Source organism: Pseudoduganella sp. LjRoot289, assembly GCF_964252925.1.
Classification (GTDB): domain Bacteria; phylum Pseudomonadota; class Gammaproteobacteria; order Burkholderiales; family Burkholderiaceae_D; genus Rugamonas.
The window spans coordinates 1-17,686 of the sequence record NZ_CAXUPN020000003.1 but is presented as its reverse complement, the minus strand read 5'-3'; the positions used below and the strand labels follow the sequence as shown (position 1 = coordinate 17,686).

At 64.9% G+C, this 17,686-nt stretch carries 18 protein-coding genes; 4 read left to right on the top strand and 14 right to left on the bottom strand.

The annotated features are described in order from the left end of the window. From ACSQ8Y_RS29450 to ACSQ8Y_RS29395, 12 genes are all read right to left on the bottom strand, one after another. Entirely contained in the window at nucleotides 1-885 is an 885-nt protein-coding gene (locus tag ACSQ8Y_RS29450) for a M48 family metallopeptidase (protein WP_436270137.1), read from the bottom strand. Next, on the bottom strand, nucleotides 882-2,123 hold the full coding sequence (locus ACSQ8Y_RS29445; protein WP_436270136.1) for an AmpG family muropeptide MFS transporter: 1,242 nt from the start codon (nucleotides 2,121-2,123) through the stop codon (nucleotides 882-884). The genes ACSQ8Y_RS29450 and ACSQ8Y_RS29445 overlap by 4 nt, the downstream gene beginning before the upstream one ends. 109 nt (nucleotides 2,124-2,232) lie before the next feature. Further along, on the bottom strand, nucleotides 2,233-2,844 hold the full coding sequence (gene metW / locus ACSQ8Y_RS29440) for a methionine biosynthesis protein MetW (RefSeq protein ID WP_436270135.1): 612 nt from the start codon (nucleotides 2,842-2,844) through the stop codon (nucleotides 2,233-2,235). Next, the gene (gene metX, locus ACSQ8Y_RS29435; protein WP_436270134.1) at nucleotides 2,841-3,986 is read right to left on the bottom strand and encodes a homoserine O-succinyltransferase MetX; all 1,146 of its coding nucleotides are present in this window, start codon (nucleotides 3,984-3,986) and stop codon (nucleotides 2,841-2,843) included. The genes metW and metX overlap by 4 nt, the downstream gene beginning before the upstream one ends. Before the next feature lie 110 nt (nucleotides 3,987-4,096). Beyond that, nucleotides 4,097-5,842, bottom strand: coding sequence for a phosphoenolpyruvate--protein phosphotransferase (ptsP, locus tag ACSQ8Y_RS29430; protein ID WP_436270133.1), 1,746 nt, complete (start codon nucleotides 5,840-5,842; stop codon nucleotides 4,097-4,099). A 45-nt stretch (nucleotides 5,843-5,887) separates the two neighbouring features. Beyond that, on the bottom strand, nucleotides 5,888-6,157 hold the full coding sequence (locus tag ACSQ8Y_RS29425) for an HPr family phosphocarrier protein (RefSeq protein WP_436270132.1): 270 nt from the start codon (nucleotides 6,155-6,157) through the stop codon (nucleotides 5,888-5,890). 47 nt (nucleotides 6,158-6,204) lie between these two features. Next, nucleotides 6,205-6,606, bottom strand: a complete 402-nt coding sequence (locus ACSQ8Y_RS29420) for a PTS sugar transporter subunit IIA (protein ID WP_436270131.1) — start codon at nucleotides 6,604-6,606, stop codon at nucleotides 6,205-6,207. Between the two features lie 10 nt (nucleotides 6,607-6,616). Further along, nucleotides 6,617-7,570, bottom strand: a complete 954-nt coding sequence (gshB, locus tag ACSQ8Y_RS29415; protein WP_436270130.1) for a glutathione synthase — start codon at nucleotides 7,568-7,570, stop codon at nucleotides 6,617-6,619. A gap of 76 nt (nucleotides 7,571-7,646) precedes the next feature. Further along, nucleotides 7,647-8,948 carry a glutamate--cysteine ligase gene (gene gshA / locus ACSQ8Y_RS29410; RefSeq protein ID WP_436270129.1) on the bottom strand — a complete coding sequence of 434 codons (1,302 nt, stop codon included), beginning with the start codon at nucleotides 8,946-8,948 and terminating at the stop codon, nucleotides 7,647-7,649. 150 nt (nucleotides 8,949-9,098) lie between these two features. Next, a complete protein-coding gene (locus ACSQ8Y_RS29405; RefSeq protein ID WP_436270128.1) occupies nucleotides 9,099-10,646 on the bottom strand; it encodes an ammonium transporter in 1,548 nt (515 codons plus the stop codon). Nucleotides 10,647-10,658: 12 nt separating this feature from the next. After that, a complete protein-coding gene (locus ACSQ8Y_RS29400) occupies nucleotides 10,659-10,997 on the bottom strand; it encodes a P-II family nitrogen regulator (protein ID WP_056398174.1) in 339 nt (112 codons plus the stop codon). Between the two features lie 12 nt (nucleotides 10,998-11,009). Further along, nucleotides 11,010-11,762 carry a TorF family putative porin gene (locus ACSQ8Y_RS29395; protein WP_436270127.1) on the bottom strand — a complete coding sequence of 251 codons (753 nt, stop codon included), beginning with the start codon at nucleotides 11,760-11,762 and terminating at the stop codon, nucleotides 11,010-11,012. 254 nt (nucleotides 11,763-12,016) lie between these two features. Between ACSQ8Y_RS29395 and ACSQ8Y_RS29390 the strand changes: the two genes are divergently transcribed. Beyond that, nucleotides 12,017-12,259 carry an accessory factor UbiK family protein gene (locus ACSQ8Y_RS29390; RefSeq protein ID WP_436270126.1) on the top strand — a complete coding sequence of 81 codons (243 nt, stop codon included), beginning with the start codon at nucleotides 12,017-12,019 and terminating at the stop codon, nucleotides 12,257-12,259. Nucleotides 12,260-12,262: 3 nt separating this feature from the next. Here the strand turns inward: ACSQ8Y_RS29390 and ACSQ8Y_RS29385 are convergent, their stop codons facing one another. Together ACSQ8Y_RS29385 and ACSQ8Y_RS29380 are read right to left on the bottom strand one after the other, a co-directional pair. Continuing rightward, nucleotides 12,263-14,080, bottom strand: a complete 1,818-nt coding sequence (locus ACSQ8Y_RS29385) for a CHASE2 domain-containing protein (protein WP_436270125.1) — start codon at nucleotides 14,078-14,080, stop codon at nucleotides 12,263-12,265. Nucleotides 14,081-14,087: 7 nt separating this feature from the next. Further along, nucleotides 14,088-14,954 (bottom strand): hypothetical protein, encoded by an 867-nt coding sequence (locus ACSQ8Y_RS29380; RefSeq protein WP_436270124.1) that lies wholly within the window; start codon nucleotides 14,952-14,954, stop codon nucleotides 14,088-14,090. A 211-nt stretch (nucleotides 14,955-15,165) separates the two neighbouring features. Here ACSQ8Y_RS29380 and ACSQ8Y_RS29375 point away from each other — a divergent pair, with 211 nt between their 5' ends. From ACSQ8Y_RS29375 to ACSQ8Y_RS29365, 3 genes are all read left to right on the top strand, one after another. Then, nucleotides 15,166-16,683 (top strand): YifB family Mg chelatase-like AAA ATPase, encoded by a 1,518-nt coding sequence (locus tag ACSQ8Y_RS29375; protein WP_436270123.1) that lies wholly within the window; start codon nucleotides 15,166-15,168, stop codon nucleotides 16,681-16,683. Nucleotides 16,684-16,724: 41 nt separating this feature from the next. Further along, nucleotides 16,725-17,267 (top strand): hypothetical protein, encoded by a 543-nt coding sequence (locus ACSQ8Y_RS29370; protein ID WP_436270122.1) that lies wholly within the window; start codon nucleotides 16,725-16,727, stop codon nucleotides 17,265-17,267. A gap of 61 nt (nucleotides 17,268-17,328) precedes the next feature. Continuing rightward, a complete protein-coding gene (locus ACSQ8Y_RS29365; protein ID WP_436270121.1) occupies nucleotides 17,329-17,673 on the top strand; it encodes a DUF1840 family protein in 345 nt (114 codons plus the stop codon). The last annotated feature ends 13 nt before the right edge of the window (nucleotides 17,674-17,686 follow it).

Below are 17,686 nucleotides of genomic sequence, written 5' to 3'. Positions count from 1 at the left end.
TCAGCCCGGCGCCGGCGTGCTGCGGTAGGGCGGCAGCCGGGACTGCTCCAGGCCTTTCGCCCTGGCGTACACCGGCAGCACCAGCGGCAGCGCATCCTGCATGCGCTGGATGCGCTCCTTGCCTGCCGGGTGGGTGGACATGAAGACCGGCGGCGCGCCCGAACTCTGCGCGCCCATCTTCTGCCACAGCACCGTGCCGGAGCGCGGATCGAAGCCGGCGCGGGCGGCCAGGTCCATGCCGACCAGGTCGGCCTCGCGTTCGTCGTCACGCGAATACTTCAGCGCCAGGCCCTGCGTAAGCACGCTGCTGCCCACCTCGCCGATACGCGGATCGACACCGAAATAGGCCGACAAGCCGGCGCCGACGATGCGCGAACCGATCGAGGTGATGCTGGTCTTGCCGGCCTGTGCGCGTGCGTGCTCGCGCAGCGCGTGCGCGATCTCGTGCCCCATCACCATGGCCACTTCGTCGTCGGTCAGATTGAGCTTGGTCAGGATGCCGCTGTAGAAGGCGATCCGGCCGCCCGGCATGCAGAAGGCGTTGACGGTAGGCGCGTCGAGCAGGTTGACCTGCCACTTCCAGTTGGCCGCATCCGGGTTCCAGCGCGTGGCGAAGGGCACGATGCGGCGCGCGATGGCGCGCAGACGCTGCACCTGCGGATGGTCGTCCGGCAGCAGCGCGCCCTTCTTCTGGGCCTCGCTCATCAACTGGAGATACTGCTGCTTCGACTGCTGGTCGAACTCGTCGGCGCTGGCCAGGCCGCGCAGCTTCGACATGCTGGTGACGGGAATGCCGTCCTGCGCAGGCGCGGCGGCGGTGGCGGGCAGGCCGGCGGCGCTGATGGCCAGCGCCAGCAAGGCCGCGTTGATATTCGGGAGTTTCATTCTTTGCTATCTTCTTTACTGTTCCATGGGGCTATTTTCGGCAGCATCATCATCGCGGGAAACGCCAGTACAAAGCACACTATAAAGAAATTGAACCAGCCCGTTTGTGCGACAACAAACCCAACGGACGCATTGATGAAGGTGCGCGGCACGGCGGCCAGGCTGGAGAACAAGGCGTACTGGGTCGCAGTATATCTGGGGTCGGTGGAGCGCGAAATAAAGGCCACCAGCGCGGCCGTTCCCAGCCCCACGCTGGCGAACGATTCGAAGCCGTAGACGGCGGCCAGCAGGCCGGTGTCCGGCCCGGTGCGCGCCAGCCAGGCGAAGCCCAGGATGGCGAGCGCCTGCAGCACGCCGAACACCCACAGCGCGCGGTTGATGCCCAGCTTGACCATCCAGACGCCGCCGACCACGCCGCCGGCCACGCTGGCCCACAGGCCGGTGGCATTGGCCGCCAGGCCGATCTGCTTGGTGGAAAAGCCGAGGTCGAGGAAGAACTTGGTCGACAGCGCGGTGGCCATGCTGTCGCCGATCTTGTAGAGCAGGATGAAGGTGACGATCATCAGCGCCTTGCGCCAGCCGTCGCGCAGGATGAATTCGCGGAAGGGCAGCACGATGGCCTGCTGCAGATTCTTCGGCGGTTCGCCATACACCCGCGGCTCCTGGGCCAGCAGCGTGCAAAGCAGGCCGGGCAGCATGAAGGCGGCCACGATCCAGAACACGGTTTGCCACGGCAGCGTGTCGGCCAGCACCAGGCCGATGGCGCTCGGCACCAGCGCGGCGGCCTTGTAGGCGTTGACGATGACGGCGGCGCCCAGGCCCTGCTCGCGGTCGGACAGGATCTCGCGCCGGTAAGCGTCGATCACCACGTCCTGGCTGGCAGAGAGGAAGGCGACGGCGGCGACGAACACCGCCACCAGCGAAATCTGCGCCACCGGGTCCAGCATGCCCATGCCGCCCAGGCACAGGAACAGCAGCACCTGCGTGAGCGCCATCCAGCCGCGCCGGCGGCCCAGCGGCATGGTGTAGCGGTCCATGAAGGGCGCCCACAGGAACTTGAAGGTGTAGGGGAACATCACGATCGAGAACAGCCCCAGCTCCTTCAGCCCCAGGCCGGACTTGGCCAGCCAGGCCTGGGTCAGGTAGAGCAAGGTGTACAGCGGCAGGCCGGAGCTGAAGCCCATGAACAGCACCGTCAGCACCCGGAAATTAAAGTAAGACTTCCAGCCGGCGCTCATCGCAGGCCTCCGCAGCATCTGTCGTTCCCGCGCAGGCGGGAACCCATAGGCTGCGCGCATGCACGCGCTGCATGGATTCCCGCATTCGCGGGAATGACAGGGCGACGCATCAGTTGCCCGCCTTCTTGCGCAGGCGGAACACGGCCAGTTCACCGCGCAGATTGGGCAGCACGGTGACGATGCGGCCGTCGGCCAGCGCCACGCACTCCATCACGTCCAGTCCCACCTCCTCCGCCAGGTCGCGGAAATCGGTGATGGTGGCGCAGCGCACGTTGGGCGTGTCGTACCAGTCGTAAGGCAGCGATTCGGACACCGGCATGCGCCCTTTCAGCAACGCGACGCGGTGCGGCCAGTAGGCGAAATTGGGGAAGGACACGATGGCCTCTTTGCCCACCCGCACGATGTCGCGCAGCAGCGCTTCGACGTGCTTCATCATCTGCAGCGAGTTCAGGCACAGCACCGTGTCGAAGGAGTTGTCGCCGAACAGCGCCAGGCCGTTCTCCATGTCCTGCTGGATCACCTGCACGCCGCGCCTGGTGCTCTCGAGTACCTTGTCGTCGGCGATCTCGATGCCGTAGCCGCTGCAGCGCTTGTCGCTTTGCAGGTAGTCCATCATCACGCCGTCGCCGCAGCCCACGTCGAGCACGTGCGCGCCCTTCCGCACCCAGTGCGCGATAAAGGCCAGGTCCGGCCGGGCGACGCTCAATTCGGTGAAATTCATGCTTGTTCCTTCGTGCCCAGTTCGTTCCAGACGCGCTCGTAATAGGCGCGCACCAGGCTCATGTAGCGTTCGTCTTCCAGCAGGAAGGCGTCGTGCCCGTGCGGCGCGTCGATCTCGGCGTAGGTGACCTCGCGCCGGTTGCTGATCAAGGCCTGCACGATTTCACGGCTGCGCTCCGGCGAGAAACGCCAGTCGGTGGAGAAGGAAGCCAGGAAGAACTTGGCCCTGGTGCCGGCCAGCGTCTTGGCCAGGTCGCCGCCATGGTGGCGCGCCGGGTCGAAATAGTCGAGCGCCTTGGTGATCAGCAGATAAGTGTTGGCGTCGAAATATTCGGAGAACTTGTCGCCCTGGTAGCGCAGGTAGGATTCGATCTCGAAGTCGATGCCGAAGCCGAACTTGTAGTCCGCCACGTCGCGCAGCTTGCGGCCGAATTTGGCGGCCATGTCGTCGTCCGACAGATAGGTGATGTGGCCTATCATGCGCGCCACTTTCAGGCCGTTCCTCGGCACCACGCCGTGCTCGTAGAAGTCGCCGCCACGGTAGTCCGGGTCGGTCAGGATGGCGGTGCGCGCCACGTCGTTGAAGGCGATGTTCTGCGCCGACAGCTTGGGCGTGGAGGCGATCACCACGCAGTGGCGCAGGCGGTCCGGATACATGATGGACCAGGCCAGCGCCTGCATGCCGCCCAGCGAGCCGCCCATGATGGCGGCGAACTGCGCAATGCCGAGCTGGTCGGCCAGGCGCGCCTGCGCGGCCACCCAGTCCTCCACGGTGACGACCGGGAAGGCGGCGCCGTAGGGCTTGCCGGTGGCCGGATTGTTGTGCATCGGCCCGGTCGAGCCGAAGCACGAACCCGGGTTGTTGACGCCGATGACGAAGAATTTGTCGGTGTCGAGCGGCTTGCCGGGACCGACCATATTGTCCCACCAGCCCACGTTCTTGGGCTGGTCGGCGTACACGCCGGCCACGTGGTGGGAGGCGTTCAAAGCGTGGCACACCAGGACCGCGTTCGATTTGTCCGCGTTCAGGGTGCCGTAGGTTTCATACATGAGCATATAGTCGCGCAGCTGCGCGCCGCTTTGCAGCTGCAGCGGCTCGGCGAAATGCATGGTTTTCGGCGATACGATTCCTATGGAGGGCATGGGTGGTCAGAATAAATACTGCGTGGCCCCACGGGCCAATAATCAATGCGGAACCGCGAGGATGGGTTCCGCAGGCTTGCGATCTCGAATGCTTGCGTTGCTTGCGCCGCCTACATGGCCTGGAGCGCCGCGACGGCGTCGGCGATGGCGCCCGGTTCCATGGCGCGCATCACCTTGCGGGTTTGCGGCACGATCAACCCCAGGTCGCTGTTGAGGATCTCCTGCTTGACCGACAACAGCTGCGCCGGATGCATGGAGAACTCGCGCAAGCCCATGCCCAGCAGCAGGCGGGTGAGCTTGACGTCGCCCGCCATCTCGCCGCACACGGCCACGTCGATGCCGGCCTTGTGGCCGGCCGAAATGGTCATGGCGATCAATTGCAGCACTGCGGGATGCAGGGGATTGTAAAGGTGCGCCACCTCATAATCAACCCGGTCGATCGCTAATGTATATTGGATCAGGTCATTGGTGCCGATGGACAGGAAGTCCATGCGCTTGACGAACATGGGCAGGGCCAGCGCGGCGGCCGGGATTTCTATCATGGCGCCGACGTCGACATTGGCGTCGAACTTCTGCCCGGCGTCGCGCAACTGGCGCTTGGCCTGCTCTATCATCGCCAGCGACTGGTCGATCTCGAAGGCGTGCGCCAGCATGGGAATGAGGATGCGCACCTTGCCGAAGGCCGACGCGCGCAGGATGGCGCGCAGCTGGCTCAGGAAGAGCTGCGGCTCGGCCAGGCAGTAGCGGATGGCGCGCAGGCCCAGCGCCGGATTGAGCGCGGTGTGCTCGGTCTGGTCCAGCGGCTTGTCGGCGCCGATGTCGAGCGTGCGGATGGTGACCGGGCGGCCCTTCATGGCCACCACCGCTTTCTTGTACTGCTCGAACTGCTCGTCCTCGCTCGGGATGCGCGCGTCGCGCCCCATGAACAGGAACTCGGAGCGGAACAGGCCCACGCCGTTGGCGCCGGCCTCCATGGCGGTGGCGCAGTCCTCCGGCAACTCGATGTTGGCCAGCAGCGTGATCGGGGTGCCGTCCCTGGTGACGGCCGCCGTTTTCTTCAGCTTGTTGAGCTTTTTGCGCGCGCGCGTCTGCGCCATCTGGCGCTCGCGGTACTGCTCGAGCACCAGCGCGCTCGGATTGGCGATCACCACGCCTGCGTCGCCGTCGATGATGACCCAGTCGTCCTGCTCGATCAGGGTGGACGCCTGCGACATGCCGACCGCCGCCGGGATGTCCAGGCTGCGCGCGACGATGGCGGTGTGCGAGTTCTGGCCGCCGACGTCGGTGACGAAACCGATGAAGGAGCGGTCGCGGAACTTGAGCATGTCGGCCGGCGAGATGTCGTGCGCGACCACCACCATCTGGGCCTGGAAATCGTCGGCGCCCGCCTCCGCCCTGGGCTGCAGCGGCTCGCTGCCGAGCAGCACCTTGAGCACCCGTTCGGCGACCTGCTGGATGTCGGCCTTGCGTTCGCGCAGGTACAAGTCTTCGATTTCGTCGAACTGCGCCGACAGCTCGTCGATCTGGGTCAGCAGCGCCCATTCCGCGTTGTAGTGGCGGCTGCGGATGATGTCGAGCGGCGCCTCGGAAATGAGCGGGTCCGACAGGATCAGCGCATGCACGTCGATGAAGGCGCCCAGTTCGGTCGGGGCGTCCTTGGGCAGCTCGTTCCACAGCGTTTGCAGTTCGCGGTGCACGGCGGCCAGCGCCTCGCGCAGCCGCGTCACTTCCGCCTCCAGGTGCTCCTCGGGCACCAGGTAATGCTTGACGTCCAGCGCCGCTGGCGCCAGCAGGTGCGCGCGGCCGATGGCGATGCCGCGCGAAACTGGAATTCCGTGTAGGGTGAACGATGCCATGGGCGGACCTGTCAGAAAGCGGATAGGGCTACGGTCGTCCGGCATCTACTCGCCTTCGCCGAACTTGTCATTGACCAGGGCGGACAGGGCGGCGATGCAATCGCCCTCGTCGGCGCCGTCGGCCTCCAGCGTCACCTTGGCGCCTTTGCCGGCGGCCAGCATCATCACGCCCATGATGGATTTGGCGTTGATGCGGCGGGCATTGCGGGTGAGCCAGACGTCGCTTTTGAACTTTGCTGCGAGTTGGGTGAATTTGGCGGAAGCGCGCGCGTGCAGACCGAGTTTGTTGATAATTTCGAGTTCTTGCTGAATCATTTTTATAGTCGTCTCAAACAGGACTGCGCAAGGTTAATAAAAGCGGACTAAACCACCCTGATGCGATTGTCGACCCGCACGGCGCCGCTCTGCGCGCCGGCCAGGGCCATTTCCACTACCACGTCCAGCGTATCGCGGCGGTAGGTGATGGCGCGCAGCAGCATCGGCAGGCTGATGCCCGCTATCACCTGGACCCGTCCCGCGTCGGCCAGCTTGTTGCAGCAATTGGCTGGCGTACCGCCTTTCACGTCGGTAATGACCAGCACGCCGTCGCCCTCGTCCAGGCGCTTGATCGCGGCGGCGGCCAGGTTCTGCACTTCCTCCAGGTCCTGGTCGGCCAGCACGTCGATCGCCTCCAGCCGTTCCGTGGCGCCGCGAAACACGTGGTTGCAGGCGGCGATGAAGGCCTGGCCCAGCGGCGCGTGTGTCATGAGCAGTATGCCTACCATATTCGTCTTCTTATACCTGTGCCGCTTGGCTATGGGCCTCGACCGCGTCGATGAACATGGCAGCCACCTGGAAGCCGGTCTGCTGCGTGATCTCGGCGAAGCAGGTCGGGCTGGTGACGTTCACTTCGGTCAACTTGTCGCCAATGACATCTAATCCTACCAGCAACAGTCCACGCGCCGCCAGTACCGGACCGAGGGTTTCGGCGATTTCCAGGTCGCGCGCCGTCAAAGGCTGGGCCACCCCGGTGCCGCCGGCGGCCAGGTTGCCGCGCACTTCGCCGGCCTGGGGGATGCGCGCCAGCGAAAACGGCACCGGCTTGCCGTCGATGACGAGGATGCGCTTGTCGCCCTTGACGATCTCGGGAATGTAGCGCTGCGCCATGATGGTGCGCTTGCCGTTGTCGGTCAGCGTTTCGATAATGGCGCCCAGGTTCATGCCGTCGGCCCGGATGCGGAACACGCCGGCGCCGCCCATGCCGTCCAGCGGCTTGAGGATGATGTCCTGATGCTCGTTGTGGAAGGCGCGCAGGCGCGCGTCGCTGGAGGTGACCAGGGTGGGCGCGGTGAACTGCGAGAACTGGGCGATGGACAGCTTTTCGTTGTGGTCGCGGATCGCGGACGGCTTGTTGAACACGCGCGCGCCCTGCTTTTCGGCCAGTTGCAGCAGATAAGTGCCGTACACGTATTCCATGTCGAAGGGCGGATCCTTGCGCTGGATCACGGCGTCGAAGGCGTCCAGGCGCGCCTCCTCGCGCGGCGCGGCGCGGAACCAGTCGTGCTCGTCGCCGGTCAGGGTGATCCTGGCCGCCAGGGCCGTGACCACGCCGTCCGACAGCGCCATGTCATGCTGCTCGAACGCGTACACCGTGTGGCCGCGGCGCGCCGCCTCCACCATCATGGCGTAGGTCGAATCCTTGTAGGTTTTAAAGCCTGCCAGCGGGTCGGCGAGGAATGCAATTTTCATGGGCGCGTCCAGTCGAGGTAATGCCTGATTTTAGCCGAGTTTGGCTGGTCGCACCGGCAGCGTCATGGCCAACTCGTCAATACACCTCGGGATTCGGATCGGTGCGCTCCATCTCCAGCGATGCGGCCAGCAGCGCCAGCCTGGCCACCACGCCGTACACATAGAAGCGGTTCGGCGCCGCCGTGCCCGGCTTGGCGCGCAAATCCGGCACCGCGTGCTGCTGCGCAAACGCCAGCGGCACATACTGCGAGCCCGGTGCGTTCAGATTCTGGTCGACGCCGCGCTCGGCGTGCACGCGGTAGTAACCGCCCACCACGTAGCGGTCTATCATGTAGACCACCGGCTCGGCCACCGCGTCCTTGATGCTCTCGAAGGTCGGCACGCCCTCCTGGATGTTCAGGGCCGACACCACGCGCCCGTCCTTGATCACCGACATCTTGTCGCGCTGGGCCGCCGACAGGTCTTTCAGCTCGGCCGCGTCGCGGATCGAGATGATGCCCTTGCCATAGGTGCCGGCGTCCGGCTTGATGATGACGAACGGTTTCTGGTCCTTGATGCCGTATTCCTTGTACTTCTTGCGGATCTTGGCCAGCACCGCGTCCACGTTGGACGCCAGGCAGTCCAGCCCCTCGCCGCTGTGGAAGTCCACTTCGCCGCACTTGGCGTGGAAGGGATTGAGCATCCACGGGTCGACGCCGATCAGCTTGCCGAACTTCTTGACCACCTCGTCGTAGGCGGTGAAATGGTTGCTCTTGCGGCGCAGCGCCCAGCCCGCGTGCAGCGGCGGCAGCAGGCTCTGCTCGTGGATGTTTTGCAGGATGTCCGGGATGCCGGCCGACAAATCGTTGTTCACCAAAATGGTGCAGGGATCGAAATCCTTCAGACCCAGGCGGCGCCCGTTGGCCGAGCGCACCAGCGGTTCGATGACCAGCATATTGCCGTCAGGCAGCGCCAGCGGCGTCGGCTGGGTGATCTCGGGGGACAGCGAGCCCAGGCGCACGTGCAGGCCGGTCTGGCGGAAGATCTGCATCAGGCGCGCCACGTTGTCCAGGTAAGTCGGATGGCGGTCGTGTATTTCCGGGATCAGCAGCAGGTTGCGCGCGTCCGGGCAATACTTGTCGATCGCGGCCATGGCGGCCTGTACCGACAGCGGCAGCATTTCGCTGGCCAGGTGGTTGAAACCGCCGGGGAACAGGTTGGTGTCGACCGGGGCCAGCTTGTAGCCGGCGTTGCGCAGGTCGACCGAGCAATAGAACGGCGGCGTATGCTCCTGCCATTCGAGGCGGAACCAGCGCTCAATGGCCGGGGTGGCGGCCAGGATTTTTTCTTCGAGGTCGAGCAGCGGTCCGGTCAGGGCCGTGACGAGGTGGGGAACCATGGCTACATCCTTAACAACTGGGGAAACTGTCTAATCTTACCGTGCAAGTTCACCAAATCGGGGCAAAACCGTCAATTTAAAGCCCGGGGACTAGCCAAAAACGCAAAAAAGCGCCCCGCAGGGCGCTTTTTGCAGCATTTCCTTAAAAAATCAGGAGTGGTAAGCCGATTCGCCGTGGCTGGTGATGTCCAGGCCTTCGCGCTCTTCTTCCTCAGGCACGCGCAGGCCGATGGCGATATCCACCAGCTTGTAGGCGATGACCGAGACGATGGCCGACCAGGCGATGGTGATGCCCACAGCCGTCAGCTGGGTGATCACCTGGCCGCTGATCGAGTAATCGGCGGAAGCCTTGTTGGCGACGTAGTCGAAGATGCCCTGGCCACCCAGCGAAGGAGCGGCGAACACGCCGGTCAGCACCGCACCCAGGATACCGCCCACGCCGTGCACGCCGAACACGTCCAGCGAGTCGTCGGCGCCGATCAGGCGTTTCAGGCCGTTCACGCCCCACAGGCAGACGATGCCGGCCAGCAGGCCGATCAGCAGTGCGCCCATCGGGCCGACAAAGCCGGCCGCCGGGGTGATGGCCACCAGGCCGGCCACCGCGCCGGACGCGCCGCCCAGCATCGAAGGCTTGCCCTTGGCCATCCATTCGCCGAAGACCCACGACACGGTGGCGGCGGCGGTTGCCAACAGGGTGTTGATGAAGGCCAGCGCGGCGATGTCGCCCGCTTCCAGGGCCGAACCGGCGTTGAAGCCGAACCAGCCCACCCACAGCAGCGAAGCGCCGACCATGGTCATGGTCAGCGAGTGCGGCGCCATGGATTCGCGGCCGTAGCCGACGCGTTTGCCGATCATGATGGCGCCAACCAGGCCGGCCACGGCGGCGTTGATGTGCACCACGGTGCCGCCGGCGAAGTCCAGCGCGCCTTTTTGGAAGATGAAGCCGGCTTTCGCGCCTTCAGTGGCGGCGGTGGCGGCGTCTTTGATCGCGTCCGGGCCGGTCCAGAACCAGACCATGTGGGCGATAGGCAGATAGGAGAAGGTGAACCACAGCACCATGAAGGCCAGCACGGCGGTGAACTTGGCGCGCTCGGCGAAAGCGCCGACGATCAGGCCGCAAGTGATGGCGGCGAAGGTGCCCTGGAAGGCGACAAAGACGAATTCAGGAATCACCACGCCCTTGCTGAAAGTGGCGGCGACCGCGAAAGCGCCCTTGGCCGGGTCCCAGATACCGTTCAGGAACAGGCGGTCGAACTTGCCGTAGAAGGCGCTGCCTTCGGTGAACGCCAGCGAATAGCCGTAGGTGCACCACAGCACGATGATGACCGCGAAGATCATGAACACCTGCAGCAGCACAGACAGCATGTTTTTCGAGCGTACCAGGCCGCCGTAGAACAGAGCCAGGCCGGGTATCGTCATCAGGATCACCAGCAAGGTGGCGACCATCATCCAGGCGGTGTCGCCCTTGTTGGCAACCGGCGCTGGCGCTGCCGGCGCTTCAGCCGGCGCGGCGGCGGCTGGCGCGGCGGCAGGAGCGGAAGCGGCGGCAGGAGCCGCTGCCGCCGGTGCCGGAGCAGCGGCCGCGGCAACGGCGGCCGGTTCGGCCGGCTTGGCGTCTTGCGCGTGGCCCGGCAGGGCGGCGCTGAAGGCAAACAGGACGGCAGCCCCAGCCAGCAGTTTTGTTATAGTTTTGTTCATTGGATTATCCCCTTAGAGAGCGTCGTTGCCGGTTTCGCCGGTACGGATGCGGACTACCTGTTCCAGGTTGTAGACGAAAATCTTGCCGTCGCCGATCTTGCCGGTGCGGGCCGCGCCTTCGATCGCCTCGATGGCCTGCTCGACCACCGCATCGTCCACCGCTGCTTCGATCTTGGTCTTGGGCAGGAAGTCGACCACGTATTCGGCGCCACGGTACAGCTCGGTGTGGCCCTTCTGGCGGCCGAAGCCCTTCACCTCGGTCACGGTGATGCCTTGCACATTAATCGCCGACAAGGCCTCGCGGACCTCGTCCAGCTTGAAGGGCTTGATAATGGCTGTGATGAGTTTCATGAGTAGCCTCGATTAGAAGGTTTTGGTAACGGTCAGGACGGCGCCCGTCTTGGCCAGGTTTTTGCCGCGCGAATAGTAGGCGTCGGTATTGGCCTTGATGGCGGCCAGCGACACGGTGGCCACGCCGAAGTCCTTGGTGACGCCGATTTTCCAGTCGTAGTAGCTGGCCACGCTGTTGTGGTTCACTTTCTGGTGGCCCAGGTGCAGGTTCAGGATGTAGCCGTCCTGGATTTCCTGGTTCATCGCAGCGTCCACGTAGCCGCTGTTCTTGCTGTCGGTGAAGCCGAACAGATTGGTGGTCGAGTGCGAGTACTTCAGGCTGAAAGGACCGTAGCCGACCGCGCCGTACAGTTCGAAGGTGTTGGCGCTCGGGTGCAGGTCGTTCGACGGGTAGAAGTAGTACAGGCCGCCGACGTCGTAGCTGAAGCCGCCGCCGATGTCGCCGCGCTTGCCGCCGTAGATGTCCCATTCGACGCTGGCATCGCCGCCTGCGTCTTTGACCCATTTGATCGTGGACAGCCAGGTGCCAGCATAGAAGCCGCTCGGATTGTGCGTGTAGTCGGCGCCGCCCTGCACGGCCGGCTTCAGACGGGTCTGCGAATAGCCGCGATAGCGGTAGTCGGTGGTCAATGCCGCATTGAACGATACTTCGTTATCCGGTTTCGCCGCTGGCGCGTCTTCCGCATGGGCCAGGCTGGCTCCCAGGCTAGCCATCGCGAAGGTGATTGCTGCTGCAAGAGTCAGGCGCTTGGTCATGTATTTCATGGCGATTTCCTTTTAGTTTTAACTTTTGGAGCGGTTGCGGTTTAAAATCCAGGCATAGCCTAAGCGTTCAATACATCATTAGCAGAATGCGTGCCAGCGTCCAACTTGCAAGTTTGCCGGATAGTTCACGGCCTTTCCCTAGACGACGGCGGGCTAGCCGGCAGCGCCGCGTGACAGCGGTGCACCATATTAATGCTTAATTCGCGCGAACCGCACCGTAACGGTGCAAAGCCAACAGTAACCAAGGAATGGCGATGGACATGAACAGCTTCTTCAACGACTTGCAGGGCAAGATCAACCAGGCGATCGAAAATTCTCCCGCCAAGGACATCGAAAAAAACGTGAAATCGATGATGACGCAGGGCTTTGCCAAGCTGGACCTGGTCACGCGCGAGGAGTTCGACGTGCAGGCGCAGGTGCTGGCCAAGACGCGCGCCAAGCTGGAAGCGCTGGAAACGCGCTTGGCGGAACTGGAAGCGCAGATTTCGGCGAAGTAAACACTACAAGGCTGGGTTCCAGCCGAACACCGGCACCGCGCTATGCCCTTTCAAGCCATGCTCGCCCAGCGGCGCGAGCATGGAAGCGTCGTCCACTTTGCCTGCCACGGCGCCCGAGCAGATGATGGGATAGCCCAGCTGCTTGCATAGCCCCTCCAGGCGCGACGCGACATTCACCGTATCGCCGATGGCCGTGTACTCGTGGCGGTCGCTCGACCCGATATAACCGATCACGGCCGGCCCGCTGTGCAGCCCTATACCCATGGCGAGTTCGGCCTTGCCCTCGGCGCGCAATTCCGCGTTCAGCTGCGCCAGCTCGGACAGCATGTCGCGCGCCGCCCCCAGCGCGGCCTGTTCCGGGCTCGGCAATTCGTTGGGTGCACCAAAAAATGCCATCATGCCGTCGCCGATGAACTTATCCACGGTGCCGCCGTGCTTATGCACCATCGCGGTGATGCGGCCAAAATAACGGTTCAACAGCGCCACCACCTGCTCGGCCGGCAAGCGCTCGCTCATGCTGGTGAAGTTGCGTATGTCCGAGAACAAGACGCACACTTCCACCTTCGCGCCCTGCTTGCGCGCGTCCACGCCGCCATCGACGATTTGCTGCATCACCTGCGGGCTGACATAGCCCGAGAAAGTACGGCGCAAGCGCTGCCGTTCGCTGAAGTGGCGCCACGCCTGCCAGGCCGAGCGCGACAGCGCGGACAGCCAGGCACTGACCAGCATGGCGCTGGGGGCGATCCACACGCCCTGCCGCAGCAGCACATTGCTGGCCGCCAGCAGCGCCGCCGTCAGCAGCAGCGCCAGCAGCAGCTTGCGCGGCACGCCGGGATGGAACCAGAACAGGGCGCCGGCAAAGGCCATCAGCCAGGACCAGGCCGCACCCAGCGGCTGGATGAAACCCTGGTTCAGCATGCTGCGCACGGCTTGCGCGTGGGCCAGCACGCCGGGCAGGCGGCGCCCCGGTCGCCACTCGGCCAGCGCGACGGGCAGGTTGACCAGGTCGGTATCGTCCTGCACCGTGCCCAGCAGCACGGCCTTGCCTTCGAACAGCGCGCGCAGCCTGGCTTGGCCGCCATCGGGGCTGCCGTCCTGCGCCAGCCTCAGCACCTCCTGCAGCGGCAGATAGCGGTAGGGCTGGCCGATCTGATAATTGATGAGTCCACTCCACTCCTTGCGCACGCCCATGGCCGCCGCGATTTCGCTGGCCATGGTGTAGGGGCTGCGGTCGGGCAGGCAATCCCAGCGGCTGTCCGGGTAGCGCCGGATGCGGGTGTCGTCGTCGCTGCAAAAGAGTGCCGAGGCCAGCGCCTGCACCCCGCCCTCCTGCCCGTTGAGCACGGCGGCATAGTCTAGCTGGATGTCGCGGTAATGGCTGCGCTCGGTGTCCCACACCTTGGCCAGCACCAGCTTGCTGCGCGGCAGGGTGCGCATCAGGCCGGCCAGCAGCGTGCGGTGGAAATCGAAATCGGGTTCATGCGCGGAGATCAGCGTGTCGAAGCGCTTTTCGGGCAGCACCAGGTCGAGCGCGATCACGCGCGCGCCCGCGGCGCTGCTGGCGTCCAGGAAGGCCGCCAGGTAGCGGTGGCTCAAGGTCAGCGGCTCCTCGACGGTATCGAGGAAGGCCTCGTCTATGCCCACCAGCACCACGTCGTTTTGCACCGGCTGCGGGAACCAGGCGCGGTTCCAACCGAACTGCGCGTCCAGCAGGCGCAAGTCCAGCGCCGGCGCCGCCAGCAGGGCAAGGAGGCCGCACAGTGCGAGCGCGGCGGCCGCGACACTGGCCGCGACCAGCTTGGCGGACTTGGGGAGGGCCACAGCCGGGCTAGCGCGCCATCGTATGGGCCGTGGTCAAATCCGGGCGCTGGCTGGCGATCTCGCGCCACACCTGGCGCGCCTCGTCCAGCATCTGGCGGTCGCGCAGGATGGCCGCGTACAATACCCATTCGTCCACCGCCGCGTTGGCGCCAGGCTTCAGCGCCTGGATGGCCTCCGCATCGGCCTGGCTGGCCACGGTGAATTCGGCGGCGGCGCTGCGCAACTGGCCGTCGGACGGCGTGTAGCTCACCGTCCAGCGGTATTCCTTGCCAGCCTCCAGCCGGGTAGCGGCCGGCAGTTCCCAGATCGAGCCCTCGACAGTGGCGCGGGCCACCACGCGCTCCGGCGCTTCAATCAGTGTCAGCTGGAAACTGGCGGGCTCGGGCGCATTCCACTGGAAGCGCGGACGTACGCCCAGTTGCACGCTGCGGTTGGTGGGCGACTGCATGGCGATTTCCTGCCCCAGCGCGCGCATTTTGAAGGCCGCCGCGCCCATATTGGGGTGCACGGCCGCCGCAACCACCTTTTCCGCCAGCGACTTGGTGGTGGCGGGCGCGCCGCTGAGCACCTTGACCGAGTCGCCGCCGACTTCAGCCAGCGACGGCCCCACCAGTTGATAGATCAGCTTGGCGCCGTAGTGCGAAACGGAGGCCTTGCTGCCAGCTTCCAGCTTGAGCTGGGCGCCGGGTTTCACGTAGCTGAGCAGCTGCAGTTTGCTGGCCCGGCCCGCCCGCAGCAGTTCGCCCGCCCCCTGCACATCCAGCACCATGCCGACCACGTCGTCCGGTCCGGCGGCCAGTGCCGGACCGGCACCACCCAGCAACATCAGGCAGGCGGCCAGCACGGCGCGGCCCGAGCGCAACAAGTTCCACATGATTCCACCCCTCAGAGAAGAAGCCCAACGTAGGAATTCGCTTACATCCTGAGAGCAAGTCTATGCTGGTCGGCAGCCGGGTGCAATCAACTTTCCGGCCTTGACGCATTTACAACATCGATTGCCTTGCGCAGCCTCAAAACGCCGGCTTGGCCGCGCGTTAAGATGGAGAATTCGCATTCCAAGAGCACAGTTCGCAGGAGGATTTCGCATGAGCCTCGCCGTACTGAGAAGCCGCGCCCTGGCCGGGATGGATGCGCCGGAGGTCAGCGTGGAAGTCCACCTGGCCAACGGCCTGCCCGCCTTCACCATCGTCGGCCTGCCTGAAACCGAAGTGAAGGAGGCGCGCGACCGGGTGCGCGCGGCGATTCAGAACGGCGGCTACGAAATGCCGGCGCAGCGCATCACCGTCAACCTGGCGCCGGCCGACCTGCCCAAGGAATCGGGCCGCTTCGACTTGCCGATCGCGCTAGGCATCCTGGCCGCGTCCGGCCAGATCCCCACCTTGCCGCTGCGCGACTACGAATTCGCCGGCGAGCTGTCGCTGTCCGGCGAGCTGCGCCCGATACGGGGCGCGCTGGCGATGACCTACGCCATGCACCGCGCGGCCCGCAGCGCGCGGCGCGCCTTCATCCTGCCGCTGGCCAATGCCGACGAGGCGGCGCTGGTGCGGGACGCCATCATCTACCCCGCAACGTCGCTGACGCAAGTGTGCGCACACTTCGCCGCCAGGGACGATGCCAGCAAACTGCAGCGCCACCACGCGGCGCCGCCGGGCCTCGCGCCGGACTATCCCGATTTCTCGGACGTGAAGGGACAGGCCGTGGTCAAACGCGCGCTGGAGGTGGCAGCGGCGGGCAGCCACAGCGTCCTGCTGGTCGGTCCGCCCGGTACCGGCAAAAGCATGCTGGCGTTGCGCTTTCCCGGCCTGCTGCCGGCCATGACGGACGAAGAAGCGCTGGAGGCGGCAGCGGTGCAATCGCTGAGCGGCCCCTTCAATGCGAGTCACTGGAAGCTCAGGCCGTTCCGCGCGCCGCATCACACCTCGTCAGGCGTGGCCTTGGTTGGCGGCGGCAGCGTGCCGCACCCCGGTGAAATCTCGATGGCGCACCGGGGCGTGCTCTTCCTCGACGAACTGCCCGAATTCGACCGCCGCGTGCTGGAAGTACTGCGCGAGCCGATGGAATCGGGCCGGGTCACGATCTCGCGCGCGGCGCAGCGGGCGGACTTCCCTGCGCGTTTCCAGCTGATCGCCGCAATGAACGGCTGCCCCTGCGGCTACAACGGCCATCCCAGCGGAAAATGCCGCTGCCCGCAAGACACCATCGCCCGCTACCAGAGCCGGATTTCGGGTCCGCTGCTGGACCGGCTGGATCTGCTGATCTCGGTCGCATCGTTAACGGCCGACGAACTGGAAGCCGCGCCCGACGGTGAAACCTCCCCTGCCATCGCGCTGCGGGTGCAGCAAGCCGCCGCCATCCAGCAACAGCGCCAAGGCAAAAGCAACCAATTGATGGGCACGCGCGAAATCGAACACTACTGCAAGCTGGACAAGGAAAGCAAAGCCCTGTTGCGCGACAGCATGATCAAGTTCAACTGGTCGGCCCGCGCCTACCACCGCGTGCTGCGGGTGGCGCGCACCGTGGCCGACCTCGACCACGCCAGGTCCATCGTCCGCAAGCACATGGCGGAGGCCATCCAGTATCGCCGCGACCTGCCCGATTTGTAGCGGCGATAGCGCGCAAGCTTGCTGCCTGATACCATCGCATCATGCATACCAAAATCACCACCATCCTGGGCGCCGCGCTGGCCGCCACCGTGTTCAGCGCCTGCAGTCCCAAGTTCGACTGGCGCGACTTCCGCAGCGCCGAGGCGCCCTACGCCGTGCTGTTCCCGGCCAAGCCGGCTACGCATACGCGCAACGTCAGCCTGGGCGGCGAAACGGTGAAAATGCAGATGGCGGCGGCCGAGGTCGACGGCACCATGTTCGCCGTGGGCGCGGCCGAAATGGCCGATGCGGCCAAGGCGCAGGCGGCCATCGCGGCCATGAAGACGACCATGGTGGCCAATATCGGCGGCACCGTGACGGCGGAAAAACAAGCCAGCGCGGCCTCCTCGTCCGGGGGCGTCAGCCAGCAGCAGAATTCCATCGAGATCGAAGCCAAGGGTTCGCGCAACGGTGAGCCGACGCGCATGGTGGGGCGTTTCATCGCCAAGGACAAGCGGGTCTACCAGGTGGTTGTGATAGGCCGTGAAAAGCATATGCTGAAAGACGAAATCGATACCTTCATGAGTTCGTTCAAGCTCAACTGATGTGTGCGGGTGGAAGTCGTGTTATCGTTTGAACATGTACAACAAGAGTGGGGAAAGCGCCATGATTACCTTCAAATCCAAATCCTCTCCAGCGGTCATGATGTACAAGGAGCACGCCGAACGTATCCTTGAATTGCTGAACAAGAGTCCCACGCGCGGCGTGATCACGGCTGCGGAAGCAGCCGGCGCACTGGCGGCGCTGGAGCACGAGGTCGAACTGAGCAAGCTGCACCCGGACCAGGACATCGAGCACCACCAGGACAAGACCCACTCCACGCAGGCGCTGGAAGACCACGCAGCCCTGCTCGAAAAACAGCATGTCGGCTTCGCGGCGCGTGTTTACCCCCTGCTCGAAATGCTGCGCGCCTCGATGAACGAAGGCCACGACATCGTTTGGGGCGTGTAACTGGGGAGGGTGT